Annotated in this window: 23 protein-coding genes and 4 pseudogenes; 18 read left to right on the forward strand and 9 right to left on the reverse strand. The window is 59.8% G+C overall.

Translation table 11 applies throughout. The features are described 5' to 3' along the window. Positions 1-462 (forward strand): TOBE-like domain-containing protein (locus tag X760_RS68655; RefSeq protein ID WP_023722089.1); only part of this gene is annotated, 462 nt, incomplete at its 5' end. 11 nt (positions 463-473) lie between these two features. On the opposite strand, the pseudogene X760_RS79220 reads toward X760_RS68655, so the two are convergent. Further along, a pseudogene (locus X760_RS79220) lies at positions 474-726 on the reverse strand (GNAT family N-acetyltransferase); the annotation flags it as partial. Positions 727-1087: 361 nt separating this feature from the next. Here X760_RS79220 and X760_RS75500 point away from each other — a divergent pair. Continuing rightward, positions 1088-1690 (forward strand): sulfotransferase family protein, encoded by a 603-nt coding sequence (locus tag X760_RS75500; protein WP_084643033.1) that lies wholly within the window; start codon positions 1088-1090, stop codon positions 1688-1690. 279 nt (positions 1691-1969) lie between these two features. Here X760_RS75500 and X760_RS0139640 read toward each other — a convergent pair whose 3' ends face one another. The 4 genes and pseudogenes from X760_RS0139640 to X760_RS0139650 form a co-directional block, all read right to left on the reverse strand. Further along, the gene (locus X760_RS0139640; RefSeq protein WP_031194978.1) at positions 1970-2506 is read right to left on the reverse strand and encodes a recombinase family protein; all 537 of its coding nucleotides are present in this window, start codon (positions 2504-2506) and stop codon (positions 1970-1972) included. A gap of 331 nt (positions 2507-2837) precedes the next feature. Further along, positions 2838-3707 carry an HAD-IC family P-type ATPase gene (locus X760_RS78960; RefSeq protein ID WP_023722092.1) on the reverse strand — a complete coding sequence of 290 codons (870 nt, stop codon included), beginning with the start codon at positions 3705-3707 and terminating at the stop codon, positions 2838-2840. Further along, positions 3679-4731: an HAD-IC family P-type ATPase gene (locus X760_RS78965; RefSeq protein WP_023722093.1), complete on the reverse strand. Its 1053-nt coding sequence runs from the start codon at positions 4729-4731 to the stop codon at positions 3679-3681. Before X760_RS78965 ends, X760_RS78960 begins: the two co-directional genes overlap by 29 nt. 135 nt (positions 4732-4866) lie before the next feature. Beyond that, positions 4867-5061, reverse strand: a pseudogene (locus tag X760_RS0139650) (transposase); the annotation flags it as partial. Positions 5062-5320: 259 nt separating this feature from the next. Here X760_RS0139650 and X760_RS68670 point away from each other — a divergent pair. Then, entirely contained in the window at positions 5321-5626 is a 306-nt protein-coding gene (locus tag X760_RS68670; protein WP_023722095.1) for a hypothetical protein, read from the forward strand. On the opposite strand, the gene X760_RS68675 is transcribed toward X760_RS68670, so the two are convergent. Further along, positions 5616-6980 carry a hemolysin family protein gene (locus tag X760_RS68675; RefSeq protein ID WP_023722096.1) on the reverse strand — a complete coding sequence of 455 codons (1365 nt, stop codon included), beginning with the start codon at positions 6978-6980 and terminating at the stop codon, positions 5616-5618. The two genes, X760_RS68670 and X760_RS68675, sit on opposite strands and share 11 nt — an antisense overlap. 411 nt (positions 6981-7391) lie before the next feature. Between X760_RS68675 and X760_RS68680 the strand changes: the two genes are divergently transcribed. The 13 genes and pseudogenes from X760_RS68680 to X760_RS68740 all read left to right on the forward strand — a co-directional run bounded on the left by X760_RS68680 (position 7392) and on the right by X760_RS68740 (position 22034). Continuing rightward, positions 7392-8066 carry a response regulator transcription factor gene (locus tag X760_RS68680; protein WP_023722098.1) on the forward strand — a complete coding sequence of 225 codons (675 nt, stop codon included), beginning with the start codon at positions 7392-7394 and terminating at the stop codon, positions 8064-8066. A gap of 40 nt (positions 8067-8106) precedes the next feature. Beyond that, positions 8107-9459: a sensor histidine kinase gene (locus X760_RS68685; RefSeq protein WP_348633256.1), complete on the forward strand. Its 1353-nt coding sequence runs from the start codon at positions 8107-8109 to the stop codon at positions 9457-9459. A gap of 29 nt (positions 9460-9488) precedes the next feature. Then, complete coding sequence (locus X760_RS68690; RefSeq protein WP_051409754.1) at positions 9489-10559, forward strand: ABC transporter substrate-binding protein; 1071 nt, start codon at positions 9489-9491, stop codon at positions 10557-10559. Between the two features lie 210 nt (positions 10560-10769). Further along, positions 10770-11873, forward strand: coding sequence for an ABC transporter substrate-binding protein (locus X760_RS68695; protein ID WP_023722101.1), 1104 nt, complete (start codon positions 10770-10772; stop codon positions 11871-11873). 120 nt (positions 11874-11993) lie between these two features. Then, complete coding sequence (locus X760_RS68700) at positions 11994-13664, forward strand: iron ABC transporter permease (RefSeq protein ID WP_031194982.1); 1671 nt, start codon at positions 11994-11996, stop codon at positions 13662-13664. Beyond that, on the forward strand, positions 13657-14721 hold the full coding sequence (locus tag X760_RS68705; protein WP_023722103.1) for an ABC transporter ATP-binding protein: 1065 nt from the start codon (positions 13657-13659) through the stop codon (positions 14719-14721). The genes X760_RS68700 and X760_RS68705 overlap by 8 nt, the downstream gene beginning before the upstream one ends. A gap of 335 nt (positions 14722-15056) precedes the next feature. Next, positions 15057-16064, forward strand: coding sequence for an AI-2E family transporter (locus tag X760_RS68710; protein ID WP_023722104.1), 1008 nt, complete (start codon positions 15057-15059; stop codon positions 16062-16064). A 275-nt stretch (positions 16065-16339) separates the two neighbouring features. After that, a pseudogene (locus tag X760_RS68715) lies at positions 16340-17375 on the forward strand (IS110 family transposase). A gap of 103 nt (positions 17376-17478) precedes the next feature. Then, positions 17479-18789, forward strand: a pseudogene (locus X760_RS68720) (ISNCY family transposase). A gap of 483 nt (positions 18790-19272) precedes the next feature. Continuing rightward, a complete protein-coding gene (locus tag X760_RS68725; protein WP_023722110.1) occupies positions 19273-19815 on the forward strand; it encodes a hypothetical protein in 543 nt (180 codons plus the stop codon). Positions 19816-20092: 277 nt separating this feature from the next. Continuing rightward, positions 20093-20434 carry a copper homeostasis periplasmic binding protein CopC gene (copC, locus tag X760_RS68730; protein WP_023722111.1) on the forward strand — a complete coding sequence of 114 codons (342 nt, stop codon included), beginning with the start codon at positions 20093-20095 and terminating at the stop codon, positions 20432-20434. A 2-nt stretch (positions 20435-20436) separates the two neighbouring features. Next, complete coding sequence (copD, locus tag X760_RS68735) at positions 20437-21294, forward strand: copper homeostasis membrane protein CopD (protein ID WP_023722112.1); 858 nt, start codon at positions 20437-20439, stop codon at positions 21292-21294. A 461-nt stretch (positions 21295-21755) separates the two neighbouring features. After that, complete coding sequence (locus X760_RS68740; RefSeq protein ID WP_023722113.1) at positions 21756-22034, forward strand: hypothetical protein; 279 nt, start codon at positions 21756-21758, stop codon at positions 22032-22034. A gap of 40 nt (positions 22035-22074) precedes the next feature. On the opposite strand, the gene X760_RS76730 is transcribed toward X760_RS68740, so the two are convergent. After that, on the reverse strand, positions 22075-22215 hold the full coding sequence (locus X760_RS76730) for a hypothetical protein (protein ID WP_023722114.1): 141 nt from the start codon (positions 22213-22215) through the stop codon (positions 22075-22077). Positions 22216-22630: 415 nt separating this feature from the next. On the opposite strand from X760_RS76730, the gene X760_RS68745 reads away from it, so the two are divergent. Together X760_RS68745 and X760_RS68750 are read left to right on the forward strand one after the other, a co-directional pair. Further along, a complete protein-coding gene (locus X760_RS68745) occupies positions 22631-23260 on the forward strand; it encodes a DUF1007 family protein (RefSeq protein WP_031194983.1) in 630 nt (209 codons plus the stop codon). 16 nt (positions 23261-23276) lie between these two features. Further along, on the forward strand, positions 23277-23993 hold the full coding sequence (locus X760_RS68750; RefSeq protein WP_031194984.1) for an ABC transporter permease: 717 nt from the start codon (positions 23277-23279) through the stop codon (positions 23991-23993). A gap of 164 nt (positions 23994-24157) precedes the next feature. Here the strand turns inward: X760_RS68750 and X760_RS79225 are convergent, their stop codons facing one another. Together X760_RS79225 and X760_RS68755 are read right to left on the reverse strand one after the other, a co-directional pair. After that, the gene (locus X760_RS79225; RefSeq protein WP_023722117.1) at positions 24158-24289 is read right to left on the reverse strand and encodes a hypothetical protein; all 132 of its coding nucleotides are present in this window, start codon (positions 24287-24289) and stop codon (positions 24158-24160) included. Then, the gene (locus tag X760_RS68755) at positions 24290-24850 is read right to left on the reverse strand and encodes a hypothetical protein (protein WP_348633257.1); all 561 of its coding nucleotides are present in this window, start codon (positions 24848-24850) and stop codon (positions 24290-24292) included. Positions 24851-24993 lie beyond the last annotated feature (143 nt).

Below are 24993 nucleotides of genomic sequence, written 5' to 3' on the forward strand. Positions count from 1 at the left end.
ACCCATGACCAGGAAGAGGCGCTGGAGCTTGCCGACCGCGTCGTGGTGATGAGCCAGGGCCGCATCGAGCAGGTCGGCACCGCCGACGAGATCTACGACACACCGAATTCGCCCTTCGTCTATGGCTTTATCGGCGAATCGAGCTCGATCCCGGTCAAGGTCGAGGACGGCCAGGTCTGGATCGTTGACCGCCCGATCGGGCTGTCCGCGCCGCAGGCGCCGCAAGGCGAAGCGACGCTTTTCTTCCGTCCGCACGATGTCGAACTGGTGGAAGAATGCAATGGCTGCATCGCCGGCACGGTCGCCGCCAGCCGCCGCGTTGCCGATACCAGGCGGGTGGAACTCGAAATCGGCGGCGAACGCCAGCGGGTCGAGATCGAGCTGCCCGTCGACCATCCGGCGGCGCAGAAAAGCCGGGTGGCATTCAGGCCGCGGCGCTGGAAGCTGTTTCCGGCTGCTTGATTACGAGGCGATTACCAACTTGTGCACAACAAGACGTTTCGGCCCGCTCTTTCAACGCGCCTTAGCGAGAGCACAAGGGTCATCGGATTTTTCGGGAAAGCCGCAAAGCCGTAGTGCTCGTAGAAGGCTTTCGCTTCGTCCGATATGGCATGAACAAGAAGGCCGCGAATCCCGAGGATCGTCGCGGCGTAACGCGGTGCGCAGAACGGCGTCTTGCAACAGCGCGGCGCCTAACCCCTTGCCTTGCCAGCTTGTGTCCACGCTGCTCGAATGTCGCGCGGTCGACGTCGAGCAGCCTGATGGAGCAGGTCTGCACGGCCTTGCCGTTCAAGATGGCTTTGGTCACCGCGATCACGTTCCCGGCGGAAACTCGCCGTCGGTTGTCTCCCATCCCTGAAAGGCGTCCACGTCATCGACCGGAGCAAGCGCTGCGTCAGCGGATAGTGGTGTCGATGCACGCGTCTTTCGCCACAGCGGCGCCAGGAGCCACCATTCCCGGCGCTTCTCCAATACTGACCTTCGCGCGCTACGGCTTGAGGCGATTCGGAGCTGAACCTTCAAAGATAATAGCGAATTAAAGAAAACAGCGGTATTTTGACCGATTGAAATCTCCTTGGGGGTGCTCATGGCTCTATATGTCATTGGCGCAGGCATGGGTCGCACTGGCACATATTCGCTGAAGCTCGCGTTGGAGCATCTTGGGTTCGGGCCGTGTCATCACATGGCAGATGTCCACGCCAATCCCGAGCAGAAGGCGCTGTGGCGCGCCGCCGGCCAGGGACAACTCCCGACCTGGGATGCGGCATATGCCGGCTATCTTTCCGCGGTCGATTGGCCAACGGCGCATTTTTGGCGCGAAGTGAGTGACCACTACCCTCATGCAAAGGTTATCCTGACAGTTCGTGACCCGGAAGCCTGGTATGACAGCATGGCGCAAACAATAGGGCTCACGATGGATGCTGCTACCAATGATCCACAGTCCTTTGGTGTGGCGGTGGTTGGAAACACTGTCTTTGGCGGTCGATTTGATAACCGTGATCACGCAATCGCTGTCTATGAAGCACATAACGCTTCCGTGAAATCAACGCTGCCACCTGAACGCCTTCTTACTTATCAGGCCTCCGAAGGGTGGGAGCCGCTTTGTGCCTTTCTCGGTGTACAGTTGCCTTCCGAACCGTTTCCACGCACCAATTCGACTGCCGAATTTCGTGCTCGCATAGGGCGCTGAACGGCGGTTTTCCACCCCGGCCGGACCTTCCCGAGCCTCATCAGGCAATCTGATGTCTGAACGCACCAACCGACCACGTGCGCCAGTAGCAGTCATCCGATCGGACGAATCGAATGACCGCTTTGGCTAGTTCGGTTCGAATTCTTTTGCTCCAGGATGTGTTCCGCCGAACCAACCACGTAGGCAGCTGGTACAATACCAAGAACTGCAGGCCGGGGGTACGCGTCCGAGGAGGGCCGGTGCGTACGTCGCTGCGAAAGCGGCCAATTGGACCCACAATCAGCGAACATTCATTTTCGTCTGAGCGCCGATACGTCTCACAGTGGCCCTATGAACTCGGAAGATGCGAGCAATCTCGGCGGCGGGTGGACCATCATTCAGCATGCCGATGATTTCGGAGCGCTGATCGGACGTGAGTTTTGGGCGACGACCACCTTTTCGCCCGCGCTCCTGGCCGCTTGAAGCCCCGCCATGGTGCGTTCCCGTACCATGGGCTCGCTCGAATTCGGCGAAGGAACCGAGCATCCGCATCATCATGCGGCCTGCCGTCGTGGTCGTGCCGATTGCCTCGGTCAGTGAGCAGAACCCGGCGCCGGCGGCCTCGATCTTCTCAAGGATAAGGAGCAGGTCTTTGAGTGACCGCATCAGTCGGTCTAGTTTCCGGACAACCACGATATCGCCTTCTTCGAGCTCGCCAAGAAGCCGATGGAGCTCGGGTCGATCCCAGCGTCCTCCAGATGCTCGCTCCTCCGCGAGCCGCTTGCAGCCGGCGGCTTTGGCACCGCAGACAGGCCTACGCGCTTCTCTGGAAGCCATACTTGGCCTACTCTGTCAGGGGATCAGATGAGTCGCTCGTCACGAAAACGACGACCAAAGGATCGAAGAAATCGCTGGGTCGTCAGGCGCAGCGCGATATTTGGAGGTAACGATGAATTTCACGGACAGGCGCCTCTGGTACGGTGTGGCAGCCGTGATCGTGGTGCTGTTTGTGATCGGGTATGCGGCTGGGTGGTTTGGGGGCACACCGCCACCAGCGCCACAGCAGTAAGCGTACTCTGGTTGCGGTTGCCCGGTTTCGTGGACGATGCGAATTGGACGCGTTTGTCGTCCAAAGAACTGCAAGCGCCTTAGGCTCCAAAGAGATGCGCTAAACATCTTGGATTCGAACGCGCAGCAGTTTTGCCGAATTCAGGAACACCAGGACATCTGGCCCCAAGTGCAAAATCGCTGCCTGGATAGGACCGATCCAGCCCATCAGCGCTGCGGTAATGCCCAAAACGTGCACAACACCGACACCGACAAAAATATTTTCCTGAATTGTCCGGTAAGCACGTCGAGCAATTGCGCGCGCGCTGACAATTTTTGCCAGATCATCCTTCATCAATGCAATGTCGGCGGCTTCCAGTGCCGCCTGCGTGCCGCCGCCGCCCATCGCAATGCCGACATCGGCGCGTGCCAGCGCCGGCGCGTCGTTGATCCCGTCGCCGACCATCGCCACGCGATGGCCCTGCTTTTGCAGTTCGGCGATGGCGGCGACCTTGTCCTGCGGCATCAGATTGGCACGCACTTCATCCACGCCGAGTTCCTTGGCGATGGTCCGCGCTGTGGCCTCATTGTCACCCGTCACCATCACCATGCGCTTGACCCCGGTCGCACGGAGCTTTGCCAGCGCTTCGCGCGCACCTGGTCGCAATGTGTCGGCAATCAGAATCACGCCCGCGAATTTCCCATCGACCGCGACGTGAACCGGCGTCTGTCCGCCCTTTTCGATCGCATCGGAAAGCGGCACGCCGGCCTCGCGCAGCAACGATGCATTCCCGACCAGCACGGTGCGTCCGCAGACCGTCGCCTTCACACCGCGCGCCTGCAACTGCTCGTACTGCTCCGGTTCCGGGACATCGATTTTCATCCGGGCGGCATAGTTGACGACCGCTTTCGCCAAGGGGTGAGCGGAGCGCCGATCGGCGGCGGCGGCAAGGCTGAGCAGATCAGCTTCCGAAAGCGTGCCGTCCTGCATCTCCACGCCGACAACCTCGGGCTTGTTCGCCGTCTGTCTTGTCGAACACCAGGACGTCGACCTTGGCCAAAGACTCCAGATAGACGCCCCCCTTGACCAGAATTCCACTGCGTGCGGCTCGCGCAATGGCTGCGATAATCACCAGAGGAGTCGCCAATCCGAGTTCGGCAGGCGATGTGAAAATCAGCAGAGTGACGATCATCCGAACGTCGCGGGTATAAAGATAAACCGCAACGAGGAAGATCAGCACGACCGGGATCAGCCATGACGCGACCTTATCCGCCAGTTTCTGGACGGGTGCCTGTTCCGCTTCGGCATTCTCGACCAGACTGATGATGCGGGCAAAGGTGGTGTCGGCACCAACCTTCTCGGTCTCGATGTCGAGGGCGCCGGATTCGACGATGGTTCCGGCAAAGACATCGGCGCCATCGCTCTTGTCCTTCGGAATGCTCTCTCCAGTGATCGATGCTTCGTTGACCGAAGCCGCTCCACCGACGACGGTGCCATCGACCGGGATCTTCTCGCCGGCCCGCACCAAGACAACGTCGCCCGCGCGCAAATTCTCGATCGTGACCATGCGTTCGCCACCTGCGTCCCGCACAAGCGCAACCTGGGGCACCGAGCCGATCAGGTCTTTGATCGAGGCTCGCGCACGATCCATATTCAAATCGGCAATGAACTCTGCGATCAGAATGATCACCATGAGGACCGCGCCGGCGACGGTCTCGCCTCCGATCAGCGCTACCACCGTAGCGATGGTGACGAATATCTCGGTACCGATCTTGCGCTCTTTTACGAGGTCAACGGCGCCGGTCTTGACAAGCGGATACAAACCGATGGCAACCGCCCCCCACAAAGCTTGAATGGGAATCAGCTGTTGCCAGTACAGAAAGGCCATCAGGCCGATAAATATAATGCGAGCGACTTCGGTCCAACGTTCGCGTGTCATCAACACTCGCCAACCCGATGGAACAGCCTTAGGCGCCGGCTCAACGCTTTCGGTGGCTGCTGTCTCGGATTTCATGATTGGCTCGCTATCTGGATTGCGGTCTTGGCTTGAAGCGTGAGCGCATCAGGATCGTGTCCCAGGGAGTGGTGTAGTTGACGGCTTGGTCGCCGCAGCTTCCGGCATGGGCCGGGAATGATCAGCGCGCCACAGCAGGCTGATGAGCGGATCATCGCTCATTTGGCTGATGGTTTCCAGCGTAATGTATCTCGCCCGCTGCACGGCCCATTCATCGTTCTGCTCGAGCAGGATCGCGCCAACCAGACGGACGATGGCGTCATCATTTGGGAAGATGCCGATGACCTCGGTGCGCCGCTTGATCTCGCCGTTGAGGCGCTCGGTAACCGGTATGATCATGATGGTGCCATCTGATCCCCCGCTGGAGATGCGAGATTTTCAGCGCATGTGTGACCATCCGGGACAGCGGCGCCGGGAGCACGCCAAGTGCGGGCAGGCCGATGTATTCGATAAGCTGCGAGCTCGCGTTAGTAGCTGGCCGCCCCTGCGACCTGCCCGGTTGCGCCGAGAGCGCGGATCCGTAGGTGTCGCGTCGCCCGCCGGCTCCCGATTGTTCAAGGAGAGAGGGGGCCAATGACGTGTAATTGGAATGGACATCCACCGCACCTTTGCGGAAGTGGTTTTCTGCGAAGATGGCCGGCTGCGCCATCACGGACGGGTCGACATGACCCGCTCCGGACTGGAGGGATTTGGCCGCAGCTTGAACAGGACGGACGAGGTCGTTGTCGAGGCGACCGGCAACGCCATGGGGGTGGTGCGGGTGCTTTCGCCTTTCGTCGACCGGGTGATGGTGCATCAGTATCAGTCAGGTTGGATCACGCAGGATACAGTTGGTTCGCGGGCACCGGCGACCTCGACGAGGCCATGGCGGCCTATTCATTGGCCTATGTTCTGAGCCCATCTACCTCCGATGTTTCTTGCCGCCCCGTGGGAGAGTTCCTTCGTGCGAGCAGTTTGTCGATCCGCCGGCCATCCATGTCCACGATCTTGAAGTGCCAGCCGCCATACTCAAAATGTTCCCCGACCTCAGGCAGATGCCCCAGTCGAAACAGGGCAAATCCTGCGATCGTATGGAAGTCGCCTTCAGTTGGCCGTGCTCGAAAACCAAGGCGATCGAACGCGTCCTGGGCCGACATCATACCATCCACGAGAAGGGAGCCGTCTTCACCCTCGACGACATCCGGCTCTTCGCCTTCGATGTTGGGCAGGTCGCCGGCGATGGCTTCGAGCAAATCGGTCTGGGTAACAATTCCTTCCAGACTTCCGTACTCGTCGAGGACCATTGCTATGCGGACGGGCGCCTTCCTGAACTGCTCCAGCACTTTGAAAATCGGCGTTGATTCATGAACGACGAGCGGCTCACGGATGATCGCCATCGGATCGAGAACCTGCCCGTCAAGAACCTGGTCGAGCATGTCCTTCTTCAGAACCATGCCGAGCAGTTCATCGATACCGCCCTTGCCAACAAGGAGCTGCTCATGGCGGCAATCGCGGATCGTACGAAGAATCTCGGTTCGGTCATCATTCACGTCGATCCAGTCGATATCCGGCCGAGGCGTCATGATGTCACTGATGCGGCGCTCGCCGATATTGAAGACCCGCTCGACCATCTCCCGCTGCGCCTGCTGCAACAGCCCGCCTTCCTGACTGGCCGAGATCAGAAGCTTCAGCTCGTCTGGCGAGTGCAATGAATCCTCACCGGTTCCCGGGCGCAGGCCGCAGAGTCGCAGAACGAGGTTGCCGAGACCATTCAGCATTAGAATCGCCGGCCTGAGCAGAAAGAGGAACAGACCGAGCGGACGCACGACCCAGAGCGCAGTGTCTTCGCTGCGCTGGAGCGCCAGACTCTTTGGTGCGAGCTCGCCAAGCACGATGTGAAGCGCGGTGATGATGATGAAAGCGATCGCGACGGCGACAGTGTGTGAGCCCGCAGTCGCCAACGACCCGAGCAGCCCGATCAAGAGAGGCTCGACGAGATGCGCGAGAGCAGGTTCGCCGATCCAGCCGAGTGCCAGCGATGAAATGGTGATGCCGAGCTGGGTCGCCGCCAGATTGGCATCGAGATTGTCGACGGCCCGCTGGAGCGCTGCCGCATTCAGCCGCCCAGCCGCAGCGAGTTCGGCAACTCGGCTTCGGCGCACGGCGACCAGGGAAAACTCGGCGGCGACAAAGAAGCCGTTTGCGGCCACGAGTAGGAGAACCGACAAGATTCCAAGAATGTCGCTCAAACTGCCATCGCCTGTCGGCATGATATCCTCTTAATGACGCAATTGGATACTTCTCTGAAGCGCAAATGATGGCATTGCGCAATCGCTATCAGCATACGATCGCCAGAAGCATAATCCCCTGATGGCGATGGTGGTGCATCTACTAGCGACTGATCACGGTGCGGTCGAATACGTTGAATGCGGCAAAGTGCGTGGTCCAGCCTGGCTTGCAGCGCGGGTCATGTACCGACGCGCCCCGTTCTTGGCGTGGATGCGCAGATCACATGAAGGCAGACGCCATCACGCAGCCCGTCGATAAAGCTCAAATGATTGGGCTTGAACTGCTGACGGTAACAGGGCTGAAGCCAACGCGGGATCTGCAGATGATGTCAAGCGCCTCTCCGCAAAGAGGTGACGCTTGATAGGCGGCTGCTTCCGTGCAAATGCTCCGGCATGCGAATTCTCCTCGTCGAAGACACGCGCGACGTTGGCGAGGCTATCAGCCGCCGCTTCGAAACGATCGGCCACGCAGTCGATTGGGAGACGGACGGCCGTGCTGCCGCAGAGATCCTCGATTTCACCTGCTACGATCTCGTCATCCTCGACGTCATGCTGCCCAGCCTCGACGGGTTCGAAATCGTTCGACGGCTCCGGCAGGCAAGGAATACGACCCCGGTTCTGATGTTGACGGCCCGTTCCGAGATAGAGGACCGCGTTGGCGCGCTCGATCTCGGCGCCGACGACTATCTGGTCAAACCGTTCGATTTCCGGGAATTGGAAGCGCGCGCCCGTGTTCTGCTCCGGCGGAAAAGCGGCGAGGCGACCAACATCGTACAGTGTGGCGATGTCGTGCTCGACCGCGGCAGCCGCTCAGTCCGAGTAGGCAGGCGCGAGGTGCAATTGAAACGACGCGAGATGACGTTGCTTGAGATACTGGCGTCGCGGCCAGGCCGCGTCTTCAGCAAAGATGAACTTATCGATCAGCTTTTCGGGTTTGACGAGCCGGCCAATCAGAACGCGATCGAACTTTATGTCGGGCGGCTGCGCAAGAAGCTGGAAGGCGCCAAGGCGCAGATCGTTACCGTGCGGGGCGTGGGATATCAACTGGCTTCCGATGATACCGGCTGAGCCTTCCCTTTTCACGCGCCTGGCGGTCCGCATCTCGCTGGTGCTGGGCCTGGGTGCGGCTCTTCTGGTGAGTGCGGCGTCGTACTACGCACGTACCGCCGCCGATGACGCCTATGACCGGCTTCTGCTTGGTGCGGCCATCCAGATGGCAGACAGCCTTACGGTTGAATCCGGTTCGCTTATCATCAACCTGCCGGTATCAGCTTTTGAACTCCTGGGCCTCGCCAGCCGCGATCGCATCTTCTATCGCGTGATCGGCCCTTCCGGCGCGACGCTGACAGGTTATGCCGATCTGCAAACAGAAGTTGATCTGGCCGCAATACACGATGTCCCGGTATTGGAATCGGCGCATTATCGCGGCGAACCGGTTCGGATTGCGGTGGTGGCGCGCGCACTGTCCGATCCAGCCGTATCCGGTTGGGCGCATGTCATCGTTGGGCAGACCACGGAAGCCCGCCGCGCGCTCGCGGGTGAATTGACTCTCAGGGCGACCGTCCTCCTGGCGATCATGAGCATATTGGCATTGGCTGGAGCGATGATTGCTATTCGCTATTCTCTGCAACCGGTCAAGCATCTCGGAGCGACGCTCCGCCGTCGCGATCCACAAGACCTGACGCCGGTAACGGTCGTCGTACCGAGAGAATTGCGGCCCTTCGTTACTTCCATCAATTATTTCATGAGTCGGCTCGACGAGCGCGTGGAACTCCTGCAGCGCTTCATCGCCGACGCGGCGCACCAGATCAGAACGCCGCTGACGGCGCTAACGGCGCAGCTCGATCTGTTGAGTCAAGCCAAGCTGGACAAGTCGAGCCGCCAGCATCTCGATCGCGTACAGCAGCGCGCCAGCGAACTTGCGCGCCTGACCAACCAGTTGCTCAGCCACGCCATGGTCATCCATCGTGCCGATTCCGTGCAGCTTCAGCCGCACGATCTGGCAGATGTCGCACGGCGCGCTTTCCGTGCGGCGGTTCCGATAACTATCGATCCGGACATCATCGTCTCCTTCGAGGCGCCTGACGACGAGCCGGTCGTGCTTGCGGACGCCGTCAGCCTTCGCGAAGCGATCGTCAATATCATCGACAATGCCTTGCGCCATGGAGTGGTGTCGCGCCTTGAAGTCAGAGTACGCAGCGACGGTACACGTGCCCATCTCGAGGTCGAAGATGACGGACCGGGCATTCCGCGGGGCGAGTGGGAGCGGGTTACGCAGCGCTTCGAAACGTCCAAATCTCATGACGGCAGCGCAGGTCTTGGTTTCGCCATCGCGTCGGAGGTTGCGGCGGCTCACGGTGGCGCGCTGACCTTTCGCGAGACAAGCAAGGATGGCGGGAAGGGCACGCAAGGGTTCACCGTCACCTTGACGTTGCCCATCGCGACGGAGAAGACCGGATGATAACGGGAACATTGCCGACATTCGGTTTGATGGCTGCCGTCGTCCTATGCATCGGTCACGCGGCAAGAGCTGCTGAAGGAAGCAGCGCATTTTTCCCTTCGTCTCAGCCGGAGAAGAACCGACTGTCGATCCACGCCGCGACCGATCTGGCGGCAATGGAACCACTGATCCGGGATTTTCAGTCCGTTTTCCCCAACGTGGCAGTCGACTATGTTGAATATGTCACCAACGACTTGCAAAGGAGTGCCAGTGAAGCCTGTCGGACGGACGCGGTGCTGGGCGACATCTTGTTGTCTCCGTCGGTCGACCAACTTGTGAAGCTCGCCAATGACGGCTGCGCGGCGCCGCACGTGTCGGCCGAAACCGCGCATGTCGCCAATTGGGCAAACTGGCGCGACGAGGTATTCGGCTTTACCTACGAACCGGCCGTCTTCGTCTATAACGCCCGCCTCGTGCCGTCCGGCGACGTACCGCGCACCCACATCGAACTCGCCGATCTTCTCAGGCGGCGGATCGATTTTTATCGCGGACGGGTCGGAACGTTCGACATCCGACTTTCGGGCATCGGCTACCTATTGGCGTTCAGTGATGCGCGGCAGACGACGGCGGTCTACGGTCGGCTTCTGGAAAGCATGAGCCGAGCGGAAACTGTGGTGCGTTGTTGCACCGCGGAGACCCTTCAGGACGTTGCAAACGGGAGCCTATATATAGGCTACAATATGATCGGGTCATACGCCTACGCGGCGGCCAGGGGCAATTCCGACTTGAGGGTCGTTGTCCCGCGGGACTATGCGCTGATACTCAGTCGTGGCGCGCTCATTCCGAAGACGGCGCCGAATATGGACGTTGCCAAACGATTTCTCGACTACCTTCTGTCGGCCCGGGGACAGAAGGTTGCCAGGGATAGCGCCTTCTTCTTTGCCGAGAACGGGCAATTGCCTGAGGGAGCGGACGGCCCGGAAAAACTTGGGGAGTCTGGTATCGCGCGCGCCATACGCATCGGCCCTGCGTTACTTGCCGTACAAGACGAGGCGTTGCGCCGCCGCTTCATCGAGGATTGGAGCAAGTCCATGATCGATGCGCAGGGCCAGCGACCGTGACGCGTAGGATGCCGCCCCAAGATTTCAGCAATCCCGCAATACGTCGATGTGGCCGATCCCGCTGTCATCGACAATCTGATCACGACCCATCGGGCCTAGTCGGCTGAGCAAACCTCGACATCGCCGTGACAGGTTGGTGACAGGTCAGGATGATACTCGCCTTTTGTGCCTGGAGGAGGTACGATTTAGGCGAACTTGGAGGAGATCCTAATGAAAAATCGTCTTGCGACGATGATGGCCGCGTTTTCGCTGTCAGCCGCTTTTGTGACGCTTGCCGCCGCTGCCGAGATCCCCGCCGGGTATCCGGATAACTACAAGGATCTAGTGGCCGCCGCCACCGCGGAAGGACACCTCAGCATCTATTCGACGACCGATGCGGCGCTGGTCCAGCCCTTGCTCAAGGACTTCGAAGCAGCATTCCCCGGCATCGCCGTCGAATATTCCGACCTCAATTCCACCGAACTCTACAATCGCGTCATTGCCGAAACCGCTTCGGGCCAAGGCACGGCAGATGTCGCATGGTCTTCGGCTCCGGATCTGCAGATCAAACTTGCCGCAGACGGCTATGCGCAGGAATACAAATCCGTGGAGGCGGCCCACCTTCCGGCCTGGGCGTCCTACAAGGACATGGTCTATGGTACCACCGCCGACCCGGTGACTTTCGTCTACAACAAGCGTCTCGTGCCTGAAGGCGATGTTCCCGCAACCCACGCCGATCTTCTCAAGCTGATGACTGGGAAGACCGCAGAATATGATGGCAAGATCGCGTCCTACGATCCGGAAAAATCCGGTGTCGGCTTCTATTTCTACAACCAGGACGCCAAGAACTGGACCGATTCCTGGGCGCTTAACAAGGCTTTTGGCAAGGCCCATATCAAGCTCTACAGCTCCGCCGGCTCGATGATCGAGAAGGTCACGTCTGGCGAACATTCCATCGCCTATGGCATCTTCGGCTCATATGGCCTCGCCAAGCAGGCCAAGGACGAGAACCTCGGTGTGATAATCCCGAAGGACTATGTCCTGGTGACCACCCGCGCCACCGTCATTCCGGCGGAAGCCCAGGATCCCAATGCTGCGAAGCTATTCGTAGACTATCTGCTGTCGGCGCGCGCGCAGAAGCTGATCGCCGACGACATCAAGCTCTATGCCGTTCGTGATGACGTTGAAGGGGCAACCACGCTGGCGTCCATAAAGGCCGCCGCCGGTGAAAACGTTCACCCGATCGCGCTCGACGACAAGCTGCTCGAAGGTCTCGACGAGACGACACGGCTGGCGTTCCTCAACGAGTGGCAGAAAGCCATGAAGGGCGAGTAATCGCTTGATCGGGAGTGCCTCCACAGTCGGCTCTCTCACCCTTCTTGCTATTAAGAATCATCGGAACGGCGCGCTTGCGCTCTTGCTAGCGGACGGCCCCCGGCTTTGTTCGAGGCAATCATGCCCTTCCGTGTCTTTCGTGTCAGCACCAACCTCCTCGCCATCCTGGTGGTGCTGGCGCCGGTCACCCTGATCATTTATCAGAGTTTTCTGTCCGCGCCTTTCTTCCAGAAAACCGCGCATCTGTCGCTGAACGCCTACAGCTTCATCCTCGCGGACGCGGATTTCTGGCTAGCGCTGACGACTTCGCTCAAGCTCGCGGTGGGCATGACGGTGATCGCAGTTCCGGTGGGAATCCTGCTGGCGTTCATCATCGTGCGCACCGACGTGCCGGGCAAGCGCTGGCTGGAGCCGATCATCCTGATCCCGGTTTTCATGTCGGCGGTGGTGCTGGCCTTCGGCTATGTGATGACACTGGGACCAGTCGGCTTCGTCTCGCTGGCGGTCAAGTCGATGATCGGCTACGTGCCCTGGAATGTCTATTCGGTGACATCGATCGCGATCATTGCCGGGCTCACCCATGTCCCACATGTCTATCTCTATGCATCGGCGGCGCTCCGCAACGTTGGCGCCGACCTCGAAGAGGCGGCACGCACCGCCGGCGCTGGCCCTTGGCGCGTCGCCGCCAGTGTGTCGCTGCCCATGGTGATGCCGGTGGTGCTCTATGCGGCGGTTCTGGTGTTCTTCCTCGGTTTCGAACTTTTCGGCCTGCCGCTGGTGCTTGGCGATCCGGAAGGCGTGCTGGTTCTCGCCACCTATCTCTACAAGCTCACCAACAAGCTCGGTGTTCCTTCCTACCAGTTGATGGCCGTAGTGGTGGTGGCGATCATCATGATCGCGCTGCCGCTGGTCGTGCTGCAGCGCTACATGCTGCGCAACGCCAGCCGCTATGTGTCTGTCAAAGGCAAGGGCAGTCGGCACAACCCCATCCGGCTGGGCGCTCTTCGCTGGCCGGCCTTCGCGCTTGTGGTGGCCTGGTTCGCGGCCACCGTGATCATACCGGTGGGCGGCGTCGCAATTCGTTCACTGGTGACAAGCTGGGGCGTCGGGGTGAATATCTTCCAGGTGCTGACGTTGGATCACTATCGCGATCTCGCTGACTATCCGAATGTCATCAGCGCCATTCTCAACACGGTCGGCGTCGCGGTGGTCGGCGGCGCGGCTTCGATCGCGGCCTATACTGCCGTGGCACTCGCCGGTCACCGCTCGAACGCACCCCTGACTAAAGTCGTCGATTACGTGGCCATGATACCGCGGGCGATGCCGGGCATTGTGGCTGGCCTGGCCATGCTGTGGATATTTCTCTTCTTCAAGCCGATCGCACCCCTGCGTGCCACGATGATCTCGGTATGGCTCGCCTATACCATTGTCTGGTTCGCCTATGGCATGCGGCTGATTTCCGGAACGCTCCTGCAGATCGGCAAGGAGCTCGAGGAAGCCGGCCGGTCAGTTGGCGCCAGCGAGGGCCGGGTCGCCCGGGACATCACGCTGCCGCTCATCCGCGGCGGCATGTTCTCGGCCTGGCTGTTGATCTTCCTGATCTTCGCCCGTGAATATTCGACGGGCGTCTATCTGCTCGGACCGGGAACCGAAGTGATCGGCTCGCTCATGGTTTCCCTTTGGGGCACCGGCGCGATCGATCTGGTCTCGGCTCTCGCCGTCATCAACACCGTCATCATCGTGACCGGTCTTGCCCTCGTGATGCGCTTTGGAGTCCGCCTCAATGACTGACATCATCATAGACGGCCTGCGCCTCAGTTACGGCAACCTTGAAATCCTGAAAGGTGTGTCCTTCTCGGTCGAACCGGGTCAGATCGTCGCCTTGCTCGGCGCGTCCGGGTCCGGCAAGACGACGCTCTTGCGAGCGGTCGCCGGTCTGGAGACACCCAACAGCGGCAAGATACTGCTCGGTGACAAGCCGCTTTTCGATGCCGGGCAGAACATCAATCTGGCGCCGGAAACGCGCGGTCTCGGGCTGGTATTCCAGTCCTATGCGCTGTGGCCTCATCGGACGGTGTCCGAGAATGTGGGTTATCCCCTGAAGCTGCGCAAAGTGTCCCAGGCAGATGTTGCGAGCCGCGTCCAGAAGGCTTTGGACAGCATCGGCCTCGGCAAACTGGGCGAACGCTATCCGCATCAGCTCTCCGGCGGACAGCAGCAGCGCGTGGCGCTGGCCCGCGCGCTGGTCTATGAGCCGAACGTGATTCTGCTCGATGAGCCGCTGTCAAATCTGGACGCCAAGTTACGCGAAGAAGCGCGGATCTGGCTGCGCCGCCTCATCACCAATCTCGGGCTATCGGCGCTGTGCGTCACCCATGATCAGGTGGAAGCGATGGCGCTCGCCGACCGCATCCTGCTGCTCAACGGCGGCCAGATCGAACAGGACGGAACACCCAAGCAAATCTACAACAAGCCGAAGAGCCTGTTTGCAGCAGAGTTCATGGGTGCCAGCAATCGCCTTGACGGCGTGGTCACCGCCATCAACGGCAACCGTGCGGAAATTGTCGCCAACGGCATCCATCTTGTGGGCAGCGCCCAGCAGGAGCTGACCGTCGGCGCCAAAGTCACCGCACTCGTCCGGCTTGAGCGGGTGACGTGGTCCGGGGAGGACGGCCCTGGACGTATCGCCATGACCTGCGTCGAGAGCCTTTTCCTTGGCGATCGGCATGAAGTCATTTTCGAAAGCAATGACCTGACCATCCGGACCTATTCCCGGGACGCCCTTCCGTCCGGCCAATACCATGTCGAGTTCCCGTTCGAGGATCTGATGGTCTTCGCGGCGGAATGAACTCCGGCGTTCACCACGAAGAGGATCATTCTTGCCAACCGGCATAAACATCGTCGAGCGGCTGACCTGCCACGGGCAATTTCCTCCATCTGAGATCAAAGTCCGGCCTCGATTGAAGGGCGGACTGATGAAGAGAATGCGGTTTACGCAAGAGCTGATCATCGCGGTCCTGCGTGAGCATGAGGCGGGGCAAAAGCGGGCGACCTGGCGCGCAAGCATGGGACCTCCGAGGCGGTTAGCCTTACACACGTGTTGAACGCGTGTTCGCTTGCGCATCACCGGGTATCAAAGCTAATGAAACCCGGAGAGGACTTGGCTGCTTCTGCAGGTGAAAAGTGCTGATTTTCTCATGGTTCTATCTCGCGTCGTGCCTGCTTGCGCTTATAGCGCTCGTCGCCGTTCTCGAACTCGGGCTGCTTCCGGCACTGCTTTCGGGCCTTCTCGTGTTCAATCTCGTTCATTTCGCCGCACCGATGCTCCATCGAATCGGCGTTTCCAACAGCCTGACGAAAAGCCTTGCGCTGACCTTGGTGGCATTGATTTTCACGCTCCTGGTAGCCGCCGCTATCTTTAGCGGCATGTCGCAATTGACTGGCGGTTCGGAGAACGTCGTGACGCTCCTCAAGAAGATGGCCGAGATCATCGATACCGCGCGCGTCCATCTCCCGACCTGGGCGATGACCTATTTTCCGTCGAACATCGAGGAACTGGAAGTCTTCGCGGCCCGGTGGCTCCGCGAACATGCCGGCCAGCTTCAACTCGTCGGGCGGGATGTCGGCGTCCTGGTGGTCCACATTGTCGTCGGCATGGTGATCGGCGGCTTGATCGCGGTGAGCTCGGCGGCGCCATCGCGCGAGCCCGGCCCACTGGCGGTCGCGCTGGCGGATCGTGTCAACATTCTGAGCAAGGCCTTTCGCAACATCGTGTTCTCGCAAATCCGGATTTCGGCGTTGAATACGTTTCTGACGGCGGTCTATCTCGTCGTTGTTCTGCCGTCCTTCGGCATCGATCTGCCATTCATCAGGACAATGATAGCGCTGACTTTCGTCACCGGCCTTCTGCCGGTCATCGGCAATCTGATCTCCAACACGGTGATCGTGGTTGTCAGCCTCAGCATCTCCTTCCTTGCAGCACTCGGCTCGCTTGCCTTTCTCATCATCATTCACAAGCTCGAATACTTCGTAAACGCCAAGATCATCGGTTCGCGGATCAATGCGCGTGCCTGGGAGCTTCTTCTGGCGATGGTTTTCATGGAAGCCTGGTTCGGTATGCCGGGTCTTGTCGCCGCGCCGATCTATTATGCCTATCTGAAGGCTGAACTGACGATGCGCGGGCTAATCTAGTTTCCGTCCATAAACGGCAAACGATTGATTCTGTTGGATGAATCGCGGCTTTGCGCGAGCAAGGCCCGGCGGTTTCAGGTATCTTGGATCATGCCACTGATTCCAAAGCCTTGCCACCGCCGGAGCCGACAATGCGCCAAGAACGCACCGTCCAAGATGGGGTATTCGGCTTGCGCCCCATCTTGGCGGAGCGGCATGGAGGTGCTGCGCTTCGAGCTGATGGTAGAACGTGGTCTGTCCGAAACAGCCACAAGCATCAGGAAAGGAAGCGCAGCATGAAACATTATGCAGGATTGGACGTCTCGGTGAAAGAGACGGCAGTGTGCATCGTCGACGAAACAGGCACGGTTTGCCGCGAGATGAAAGTTCCCAGCCATCCGGAGGATCTTGCGCGGGTGCTCAAGGATCCTGCCTGGAACTTTGAGCGGATCGGTCTTGAAGCCGGGCCCTTATCGCAATGGCTGTTCGAGGCCCTTGCCAAAGCCGGCCTGCCGTTGATCTGCATTGAGACGCGTCACACCAAGGCATTCCTGAAGGCGCAGGTGAACAAGACCGACCGCAATGACGCGCGCGGCATCGCACAGATGATGCGGGTCAACCTGTTCCGCCCGGTGCGTGAAGACCCTGACGAGCCAGAAGCGTCGGGCGTTGCTGACGGCGCGCAAGCTGCTGCAGGAAAAGGCGATTGCCATCGAGAACGACATCCGCGGGCTGCTGCGCAACTTCGGGCTCAAGGTCGGCATCGTCGGTACGGGCAAATTCGAGCAACGCATCCACGAACTGGTTGAAGGCATGCCTGATCTGGCCGAAATCGTCGAACCGCTTCTCGACGCTCGCGGCAAGCTGCGCCAGCACTTTGCCACCCTTCACCGCAAGCTTTTGGCGATCGTCCGGGATGAGGAAGTTTGCCGCCGACTGATGACGACACCAGGTGTAGGCCCGGTCGTGGCTCTGGCCTATACCACCACCATCGACATTCCGGCCCGCTTCCGCAATTCGAAAGCGGTCGGACCGGTTTTGGGTCTGACACCTGTGCTCCATGAGTCGGGCGAAAGCCGCCGGGTCGGCCGGATCTCGTTATGCGGTGACGATATGATGCGAACGCTGCTCTACGAAGCCGCGCAGGTCCTACTGACGCGCGTGACGAAGTGGTCCTGGCTGAAGGCCTGGGCGATGAACGTCGCCAAGCGGCGTGGTCGGCAGAGGGCCATCGTTGCGCTCGCCCGTAGACTAGCGGTGATCATGCATCGCATGTGGAGCGATGGCACACGGTTCCACTGGACAAAGGAAAGCACACCGGTCGCCGTCTGAACTGGGCCGTTAAGAAGGAGACAACAAAGTTCCACTTGCCGGTGGAAAAACGTCCTTCGCGGGACGAGGGATGAGGTGAGTTCGCTATGCTGGCGGTGCCAGCATATTCGATCTTTTCGCCACGCACGAGATCGGTCACGAGTTGAAGGCGATGTCGCAATGGCTGGATGAGCATCGCGACCTTCTTGGCTTGGTGGCGCGCGATTTGGTGCGGGTCGACGTCAAGGCCACCGGACGGCAGGGCCTGCCTGCCGAAGCGGTGTTGCGCTGCGCGATCCTCAAGCAATACCGGCAACTGAGCTACCAGGAGCTGGCGTTCCATCTTGAGGACTCCGCTTCGTTTCGCGCCTTTGCTCGCCTGCCTTTGTCATGGAGCCCGCACAAGTCGGTGCTGCAAAGGACCATCAGTGCGATCCGGTCCGAGACCTGGGAACAGGTCAATCGGGTACTGCTGTCGAGCGCTCGGCAGGCGAAGCTCGAAGATGGCGCAGTCGTGCGGCTGGACAGCACCGTGACCTCGGCACTCATGCACGAGCCGAGCGACAGCAGCCTGCTTTGGGATGCCGTGCGGGTCATGGTGCGCCTGCTGAAGCGGGCTGACGCCTTGGTCGGCGGTGCCGGCTCAGCATGGCGGATCATTGCCGCGCAGCCAAGAAGCGGGCTCGCAAGATCCAGTTCACGCGCGGTCGACCCAATCGGGTCCAACTCTACCGCGAGCTGATCGCAATCGCCCGTGCGACCTTGACTTATCTGGAGCAGGCGAGCGAGCGATTGGTAGTGGCGAGCACACCGTCCATCGCACTGTGGCAGCTCCAGGTCCGTCACTATCGGCCGCTGGTCGAACGCATCATCAGACAGAGCGAGCGGCGGGTATTGGCCGGCGAGCCGGTGTCGGCCGGCGAGAAGCTGGTCAGCCTGTTCGAAGAGCATGCCGATATCATCGTCAAAGGCAGCCGCGACACCGAGTATGGCCACAAGCTCAACCTGACCACCGGCAAGAGTGGAATGATCCTCGATCTGGTGATCGAGAAAGGCAACCCGGCCGACAGCGACCGATTGCTGCCGATGCTGGAGCGTCACATAGGCATTTGGGGTCAGGCGCCACGGCAGGCAGCAGCCGATGGTGGCTTCGCCACGCGCGACAACCCTGGCCACGGCGAAGGCGTGGGGCGTCTCCGACATGGCCTTCCACAAGAAAGCCGGCCTCAAGATCGAGGATATGGTCAGAAGCAAGTGGGTCTATCGCAAGCTGCGCAACTGTCGCGCCGGCATCGAAGCTGGCATCTCGTGCCTCAAACGCGCTTACGGCCTGGCGCGCTGCACTTGGCGCGGCCTTGATCACTTCAAAACCTACGTCTGGTCCTCGGTCGCGGCCTACAACCTCGTCCTCTTCACCCGCCTCAGGCCGACCTGATATCAGCTCGGCATCGCAGCCGTCCCGCCGGCAGAGCCGCCGGCAATGGCGTGCGTCCGATCGTTGCCAAGCACTGCATTTTGTCGATCATCAACTATTCCTGACCTGTCCATGCCCGTCAACGGCGCTTCCGGTCGGATCCAAGCGATTGCAAATGCTGCGAAATACCGGCGTTTATGGACGGAAACTAATCTAGGGTTAGGGCAGGTGGCGATTTGACGACGCAAGCAAGGTTGCTGGGAAACCGCGCAAATTTGGCCACTCGCTGAACAGCACCATCTTGGTTAGTGAACCCTCAGGAGTTTCGTGACCGATTTGAAGGCCCCCGTTTAATAGCACACCCCCTGCAAAGACATTAGACAGCGCTAAAACGTAAATTGTCCGGAGGCATGTAATCTGCTACTGCTTAATCACCGACAAACGGCTCTGGAAAGCCGTGCGTCGGACATCATGCACAAGATCAACTCAAACCGGAGAACGGCCATGAAACGGCTGCTGACGGTCGCTGCCCTTTTGGCGGCAGGCAGTTTGGTTACGATGCAAGGCGCAGCCGCCGACGACGCTGCGATGATCAAGAGCGCTGAATCTGCTGCACCCCCTGCCGTGGCAAGCGGCGCTGCGGTCTACGCCGCGGATGAAAAGGGCGCCATGCGCACCTTGCGCGAGGGCAAGAACGGCTTCTGGTGCATGCCGGACAGCCCGTCCACGCCCGGCCCGGACCCAATGTGCGGCGATGCCAACGCGATGGAATGGGCGATGGCATGGATGGAAAAGAAGGAGCCGCCCAAGGGCAAGGTCGGCTTCATGTACATGCTGTCCGGCGGTACCGATGGCAGCAACACCGATCCCTATGCGACGAAGCCCGAGGAAGGCAACAATTGGATAGAGACCGGCCCGCATGTGATGATCGTCAACGCAATGGACATGATGCAGGGCTATCCGACGGACCCCAAGCCTGACACATCCAAGCCCTATGTGATGTGGCCGGGCACTCCATACGCACATCTCATGATCCCGATTAAGTAGCTGAAATGGAGTCACGCGGGCGCAAACGCTTGTTTCGCCCGCGCTTGTCCTGATAATTACAAACGCTTGCGGCGTCCGTGACCTTCAATCGAGAGTCTCGGCGGTCGGTAGCGTGTTGGCCTGATCTCCCATCACTTTTCCGGCAAATGGAAAATTTCGTGACAGCTCGAACGGTGGCGGCCCTGCAACACCAACAAATTCGTATACTCGTCAGAAAGTGCATAGTCTTTGATGACCGTCGCCGCGGGAGGAGTTCGCGTTGAATCGGACTATCGGAATGATCGCCACACTTGCGCTGTGGAGCGTGCCATTATCGGGCCAGGCGCTTGCGCATGCTCGATTGGTCGAGGCTACTCCAGAGATCAATAGCACCATTGCCGCTCCGCCCACCGAGATTGGACTGCGGTTTAGCGAATCCATTGAGGCTCGATTCTCGGGCATCGATCTGTCGGGGCCGGATGGTGCGAAGATCACCACGGAGATCGCGGTGCGCGATAAGGACATGGTGGCACCTGTATCAAGGTCCCTTGCGCCGGGTGTTTATCAAGTTGATTGGCACGTGCTGTCAGCAGACGGGCACAAGGTGAAGGGCAATTTCAAATTTGAAGTCAGACCGTAGAAATGGACGTTGATGGCACTCTGGCCTTCGCCCGGTGGGTCTACTTCCTCTCAGTGATGATTCTATTCGGGTCGGCACTCTTCCCTTTCTATGCGCTAGACAGAACCGCGGCTCCCGCGCTTGCGCCTCTACCCCGTAACATCAATCCTGCCCTCGCACTTGCGGCCGCAATCTTCGCGGCAATTTGGCTGCTGTGCTTTACGGCCGGGCTCTCCGGACGCGAGGGTATGGTTGACACCTTGCGCGGCGTTCTCATGGAAAGCGACTTCGGAACTGTTTGGTTTGTTCGCCTTTCGCTCGTTCTCCTGCTCCTGGTGATCAGTTTCTCGGGGCGGCCCGAATTGATCGTCGGGCCGGCTTTCTTGCTACTGACCTGCGAGGGTTGGCAGGGCCACGCGGCGGCGTTGGGCCTTCTAGGCTCACTGACTCAAGCTCTCCATGTTGCAAGTGCCGGGGCGTGGATAGGTGGCCTCCTGCCCCTCGGCCTGCTTATCGCGGCAGCACAGCGGCATCCATCCGAAGTCGCAGGCGTGGAAACCGTCCTGTGGCGCTTCTCCCGCTTTGGTATGGTGGCGGTTGCGCTCATTTTTTTGACGGGTGCCATGAACACTTGGCTCGTGCTTGGCTCGTTCCCCGATCCGCGCAACAGCTACGGTCGAGTTCTCCTGTTCAAGATCAGCCTATTCGTCGCGATGGTCGGTTTGGCGGTCTACAACCGATACGCCCTGGTCAGCCGCATGAAGTCCGAACCGGCCAAAAGCTTGGGCACATTGTCTCGCAACGTTGCGCTGGAGCAGATCATCGGGTTTGGGGTGCTTATGGATGTAAGCGCGCTGGGGCTTATGGATCCGTACGCGTGACGCGCTGACTTTGCAATTATCCGCTGGCAACCGTTTCTGCAATTCGCGATCGACACTCACCTCTATCCGCTTGGCGCACAGAGTGGCTGGCCGGTCTGGCTGCCGATCTCAACCAACGTCAGGACGTGTGGAGTGCGGATATATGCCTGCAACCTAGACACGATTCCATGCGTAAACGAGTAACTGCCAGCCCCAGCCGGCTAGCGTTCATCGCTCCTTTGATCCCCACCCTGGTGGAGAAGCCTCCCGAGGGCCGAGGGAATGGACACACAAGTTCGACGGCTACCGCGGGTCTTCAATGCGGACCGCGTCGGAGAATAACTGGCGAATGATACTACGGGGCGACGGCGCAGCCGCCGACAGTCGGATGCAGGTCGATCTCGTCGCAGCAGCTGGGCCCGCTAAATGGCACTCTTGACTAACGTGCCAGACGGTCCATTTTTTGATCCTGCGGTGTGCTGATGTCGAAGCCCCTCTTTATCCCGGCGTTCGCTGCTATATGCCTGAGATCGCCGCTGGTGCGTGCCGATAATGTCGATCTGGCGTTGGAAGCTTTTCACGGTATTTGTCTTGCCCATGGACCTGACTTCGAACGAACCGTCGCTGCGGCCAGGAGACGCGGATGGACTCCGTTGTCCGGCGACGCAGCACTTGCCCCCGTCGGTGACATAGACGCCTTCCAGGGCCGGGAGGCGATCGGTGACGACCTCCCGGCCAAAACCATGATCGCGGTGACATAAGCCACTGAATGGCAAGTCCGTGCAAACTTGCTCCATAAAGCTATTCGATGTCGACGGCGCGCCATTCGAGGAGCGTTTCTTCGCCCGGACCGATGCCGAAAAAATCGGCGAGGACAGAAACGGAACGCAAGTTTCCAAACTCTACATATTGACAGCCGGCAATCGCAAGCAGCTTGTCCATTTGATGTTCCGGAGGTCCCGGACCACGTCGAACACCATCATTGCAAGCTCGATCGCCGACGACTAGGGCGGATCAGCTGGTGTTATCAGCACGGGACGCGGGGCTTTTTGCGTTTGCAAGGAACTCGCGATAGGAATGCTCTGAATCGATCAGGAGCAGGAAATTGAGCGATCGGCAAAAGATCATCTGGATGATAGTGCTGGCAATCCTTGCTGGTATCGCGGTGATCATGCTCAAACATTGGCTGAAGGGCGACCTTGGGTAGCTGCCTCCTTAGATGAAGCAACACAGCCCTGATCGATCAAGGTTGGTATGGGCTTTGGCCCGTCCCATTTCGGCCTGCTTGCAATGGCAGGTGTCCTGCCTGATGCGGAATCGACGAGCGAAATGTGAGCGAAAAATGCAACTGACAGGCATGGTATCCGGCGCGGCGCTGTTGCTCGCTTCCACCGCGGCAGCGAACGCCCATCCGCATGTCTTTGCCGAAGCGAAGCTGGACCTGACCGTCGGTCCAGACAGGACGGTCAAGTCGCTTCGGCATCTCTGGCGTTTCGACGACCTCTTTTCCAGCACTGTGCTGATGGAATTCGACAAGAATTCCGACCTTGTCCTTGATGCGAAGGAACTCGATGAAGTCGCTCTCACCGTCCATGCGTCGTTGGCCGAGTACAACTACTTTCAGATGGTGACCTTGAACGGCAAGGACGTGACGATGGCGCCACCGCCGAAGTTCAGCGTCAGCTATGAAAACGATCAACTCGTCGTCCAGTTCGAAACGCAGCCGAAGGACCCGTTGGCCCTTGCTGGAAAAGTCAGTATCGGTGTCTACGATCCGACCTTCTACACGGCGATCGATTTTACCGAGGACGAAAAGCTTGCGGTGGCCGGTCTGCCGCAAGGCTGCTCACGTTCCGTCGTCCGTCCAGATCCGGACACGGCCATCGCGCAGAACCAGAAGAGCCTGACAGACGCGTTCTTCAGTGACCCGACGGGGACCGATCTCGGCAAGATTTTCGCGACGCGTCTTGAGTTGACGTGTGGTTGAGGCGGGCGGCTCGATCGTGTTTTTCCAGACCCTTGTTGAATTCCAACGCACAATCTACTTGGCACTGGCCGAGCAGATCAAACTGCTTGCGGCTGGCGGCGGTTGGCTGGCGTTCACGGCCTTTCTGCCCATGGGCATTCTGTTCGGTGCGGCGCATGCGCTGACGCCGGGCCATAGCAAGGCTGTCCTGGCCACCTATCTGGCAGGATCGGACGCCAGCGTCCGGCGTGGGCTTCTGGTGTCGCTGACACTCTCCTTCACGCATGTAACGATTGCCGTGCTGATCGCGGCGCTCTCGTTGCCGTTGGTATCGATTGCCCTGGGCAGTGTTGGCCGCGCCCCACTGCTGGAAGACGTCAGTCGGGGCCTGCTTGGCCTGATCGGCATTTGGATGCTCTGGCGCGCATTGAGCCACGGCCATCACCACAAGCATGAGGGCGAGGCCGTCGGCGTCATGGCCGGCCTGATCCCATGCCCGCTGACGCTTTTCGTGATGACCTTCGCAATGTCCAGAGGCGTTCCGCTCGCCGGCATTCTTTTCGCAATCACAATGATGGCCGGCGTGGCGCTGACGCTGTCTTGCGTTGCGGTGCTGTCGATCGTGTTTCGTGAACGTCTGGTGCATTTTTTCGATAGCCGGCCACGCCTGTTCGATGCCATTTCCCGAGCCATTGAGGGCACTGCCGGCTTGGCGCTTGCCGGCGTAGCCGTTTGGCAGATCACGTCAGGCTGAAATGCCGTGAACCAGATCGAGCGGTGGATCAAGACCCGTTTACCTGGAGGTCAGCCGTGTCTTCGTCGCGGCGCAAAGCTTCGACGCGCATCTGCGCTCGTCGGTGGAACAGACGGATAGGTGACGCCCGACGCTCGAAGTGGCGCCGGGCGACCCTGTATGCGCTAGATCATACGCTTGACGTCGATGTAGTCGCCTTCAGTCTGGATCGTCAGGGTCACGTCGCTGCCACCGCGATTCCGCCAGAACCAACCATGATTTCCATCGAAGGCGCTGAAGGCATCGAACGACGACATTCAGATGCGCNAACCATGATTTCCATCGAAGGCGGCTTCAATGGCACGTTCGTCAGCTGGAACGCTGCGACCCTTTTCGTAGCTTACGGACTGACCGCCGCCATCGCCGTGCGTCTCGAAGTTCACCACGCCACCGTCAGCTGTCCAGGAAAAGTTTGCCTTGGCGCCCTGCCGCATCACGAGCTTGACTTCGGCACCCTGGCCTGGCGCCAACGTGAAGGATAGCTCGTCTTGCCTTCCATCTGGCCGGATCGGGGTTTCCGAGGCTGCTTCGGTGGCAGGCGCTGCAGCAATGGCCGGAGCCTCGGCAGGAGCGATCTCTCCAACTGTCACATTGTCTTGGGATACGGCCTCCCCAGTTGGCGACGGCTGCAAAGCAGGCCGTTCGGCGGTCAGGGCGACGAGGAGGTTTTCAATTCGGTCCATGCGCGCCATCAACTCGGCCGGAGGGACCATTTGCGTCATCCGCTCGGCCGTAGCCTTCGCGCTGGCCATTTCATCCGCTGCCGCCTCTGCCGCCAGTTGCGTCTTGATTTCGCCCATATTGGTGAGGCCGAGCAATCTGCCTGCTCCGGTCGGGTCGATCGCATACTCGGATGGCATGACGATCGTGACGAGCAGGGCAAGCGCCGTCAGCGCGGCAATGAAGGTGGAGCGCTTCAGCTGCGCCGAAGTCGGCAGATCGGCGCGTCCGGGAAGATCGG

Source organism: Mesorhizobium sp. LSHC420B00, assembly GCF_000503055.1.
Taxonomy (GTDB): Bacteria; Pseudomonadota; Alphaproteobacteria; order Rhizobiales; family Rhizobiaceae; genus Mesorhizobium.

Excerpts from the sequence above, each read along its gene's own strand:
- X760_RS68745 (WP_031194983.1), top strand. The coding sequence starts at position 22,631 with ATGGTATCCGGCGCGGCGCTGTTGCTCGCTTCCACCGCGGCAGCGAAC.
- X760_RS68700 (WP_031194982.1), top strand. The coding sequence starts at position 11,994 with ATGCCCTTCCGTGTCTTTCGTGTCAGCACCAACCTCCTCGCCATCCTG.
- X760_RS68690 (WP_051409754.1), top strand. The coding sequence starts at position 9,489 with ATGGCTGCCGTCGTCCTATGCATCGGTCACGCGGCAAGAGCTGCTGAA.
- X760_RS68725 (WP_023722110.1), top strand. The coding sequence starts at position 19,273 with ATGAAACGGCTGCTGACGGTCGCTGCCCTTTTGGCGGCAGGCAGTTTG.
- X760_RS79225 (WP_023722117.1), bottom strand. The coding sequence starts at position 24,289 with ATGTCGTCGTTCGATGCCTTCAGCGCCTTCGATGGAAATCATGGTTGG.
- copC (WP_023722111.1), top strand. The coding sequence starts at position 20,093 with ATGATCGCCACACTTGCGCTGTGGAGCGTGCCATTATCGGGCCAGGCG.
- X760_RS78960 (WP_023722092.1), bottom strand. The coding sequence starts at position 3,707 with ATGCAGGACGGCACGCTTTCGGAAGCTGATCTGCTCAGCCTTGCCGCC.
- X760_RS68695 (WP_023722101.1), top strand. The coding sequence starts at position 10,770 with ATGAAAAATCGTCTTGCGACGATGATGGCCGCGTTTTCGCTGTCAGCC.
- X760_RS68675 (WP_023722096.1), bottom strand. The coding sequence starts at position 6,980 with ATGCCGACAGGCGATGGCAGTTTGAGCGACATTCTTGGAATCTTGTCG.
- X760_RS76730 (WP_023722114.1), bottom strand. The coding sequence starts at position 22,215 with ATGGACAAGCTGCTTGCGATTGCCGGCTGTCAATATGTAGAGTTTGGA.
- X760_RS68670 (WP_023722095.1), top strand. The coding sequence starts at position 5,321 with ATGGACATCCACCGCACCTTTGCGGAAGTGGTTTTCTGCGAAGATGGC.
- copD (WP_023722112.1), top strand. The coding sequence starts at position 20,437 with ATGGACGTTGATGGCACTCTGGCCTTCGCCCGGTGGGTCTACTTCCTC.
- X760_RS68705 (WP_023722103.1), top strand. The coding sequence starts at position 13,657 with ATGACTGACATCATCATAGACGGCCTGCGCCTCAGTTACGGCAACCTT.
- X760_RS78965 (WP_023722093.1), bottom strand. The coding sequence starts at position 4,731 with ATGAAATCCGAGACAGCAGCCACCGAAAGCGTTGAGCCGGCGCCTAAG.
- X760_RS68680 (WP_023722098.1), top strand. The coding sequence starts at position 7,392 with ATGCGAATTCTCCTCGTCGAAGACACGCGCGACGTTGGCGAGGCTATC.
- X760_RS75500 (WP_084643033.1), top strand. The coding sequence starts at position 1,088 with ATGGCTCTATATGTCATTGGCGCAGGCATGGGTCGCACTGGCACATAT.
- X760_RS0139640 (WP_031194978.1), bottom strand. The coding sequence starts at position 2,506 with ATGGCTTCCAGAGAAGCGCGTAGGCCTGTCTGCGGTGCCAAAGCCGCC.
- X760_RS68740 (WP_023722113.1), top strand. The coding sequence starts at position 21,756 with ATGTCGAAGCCCCTCTTTATCCCGGCGTTCGCTGCTATATGCCTGAGA.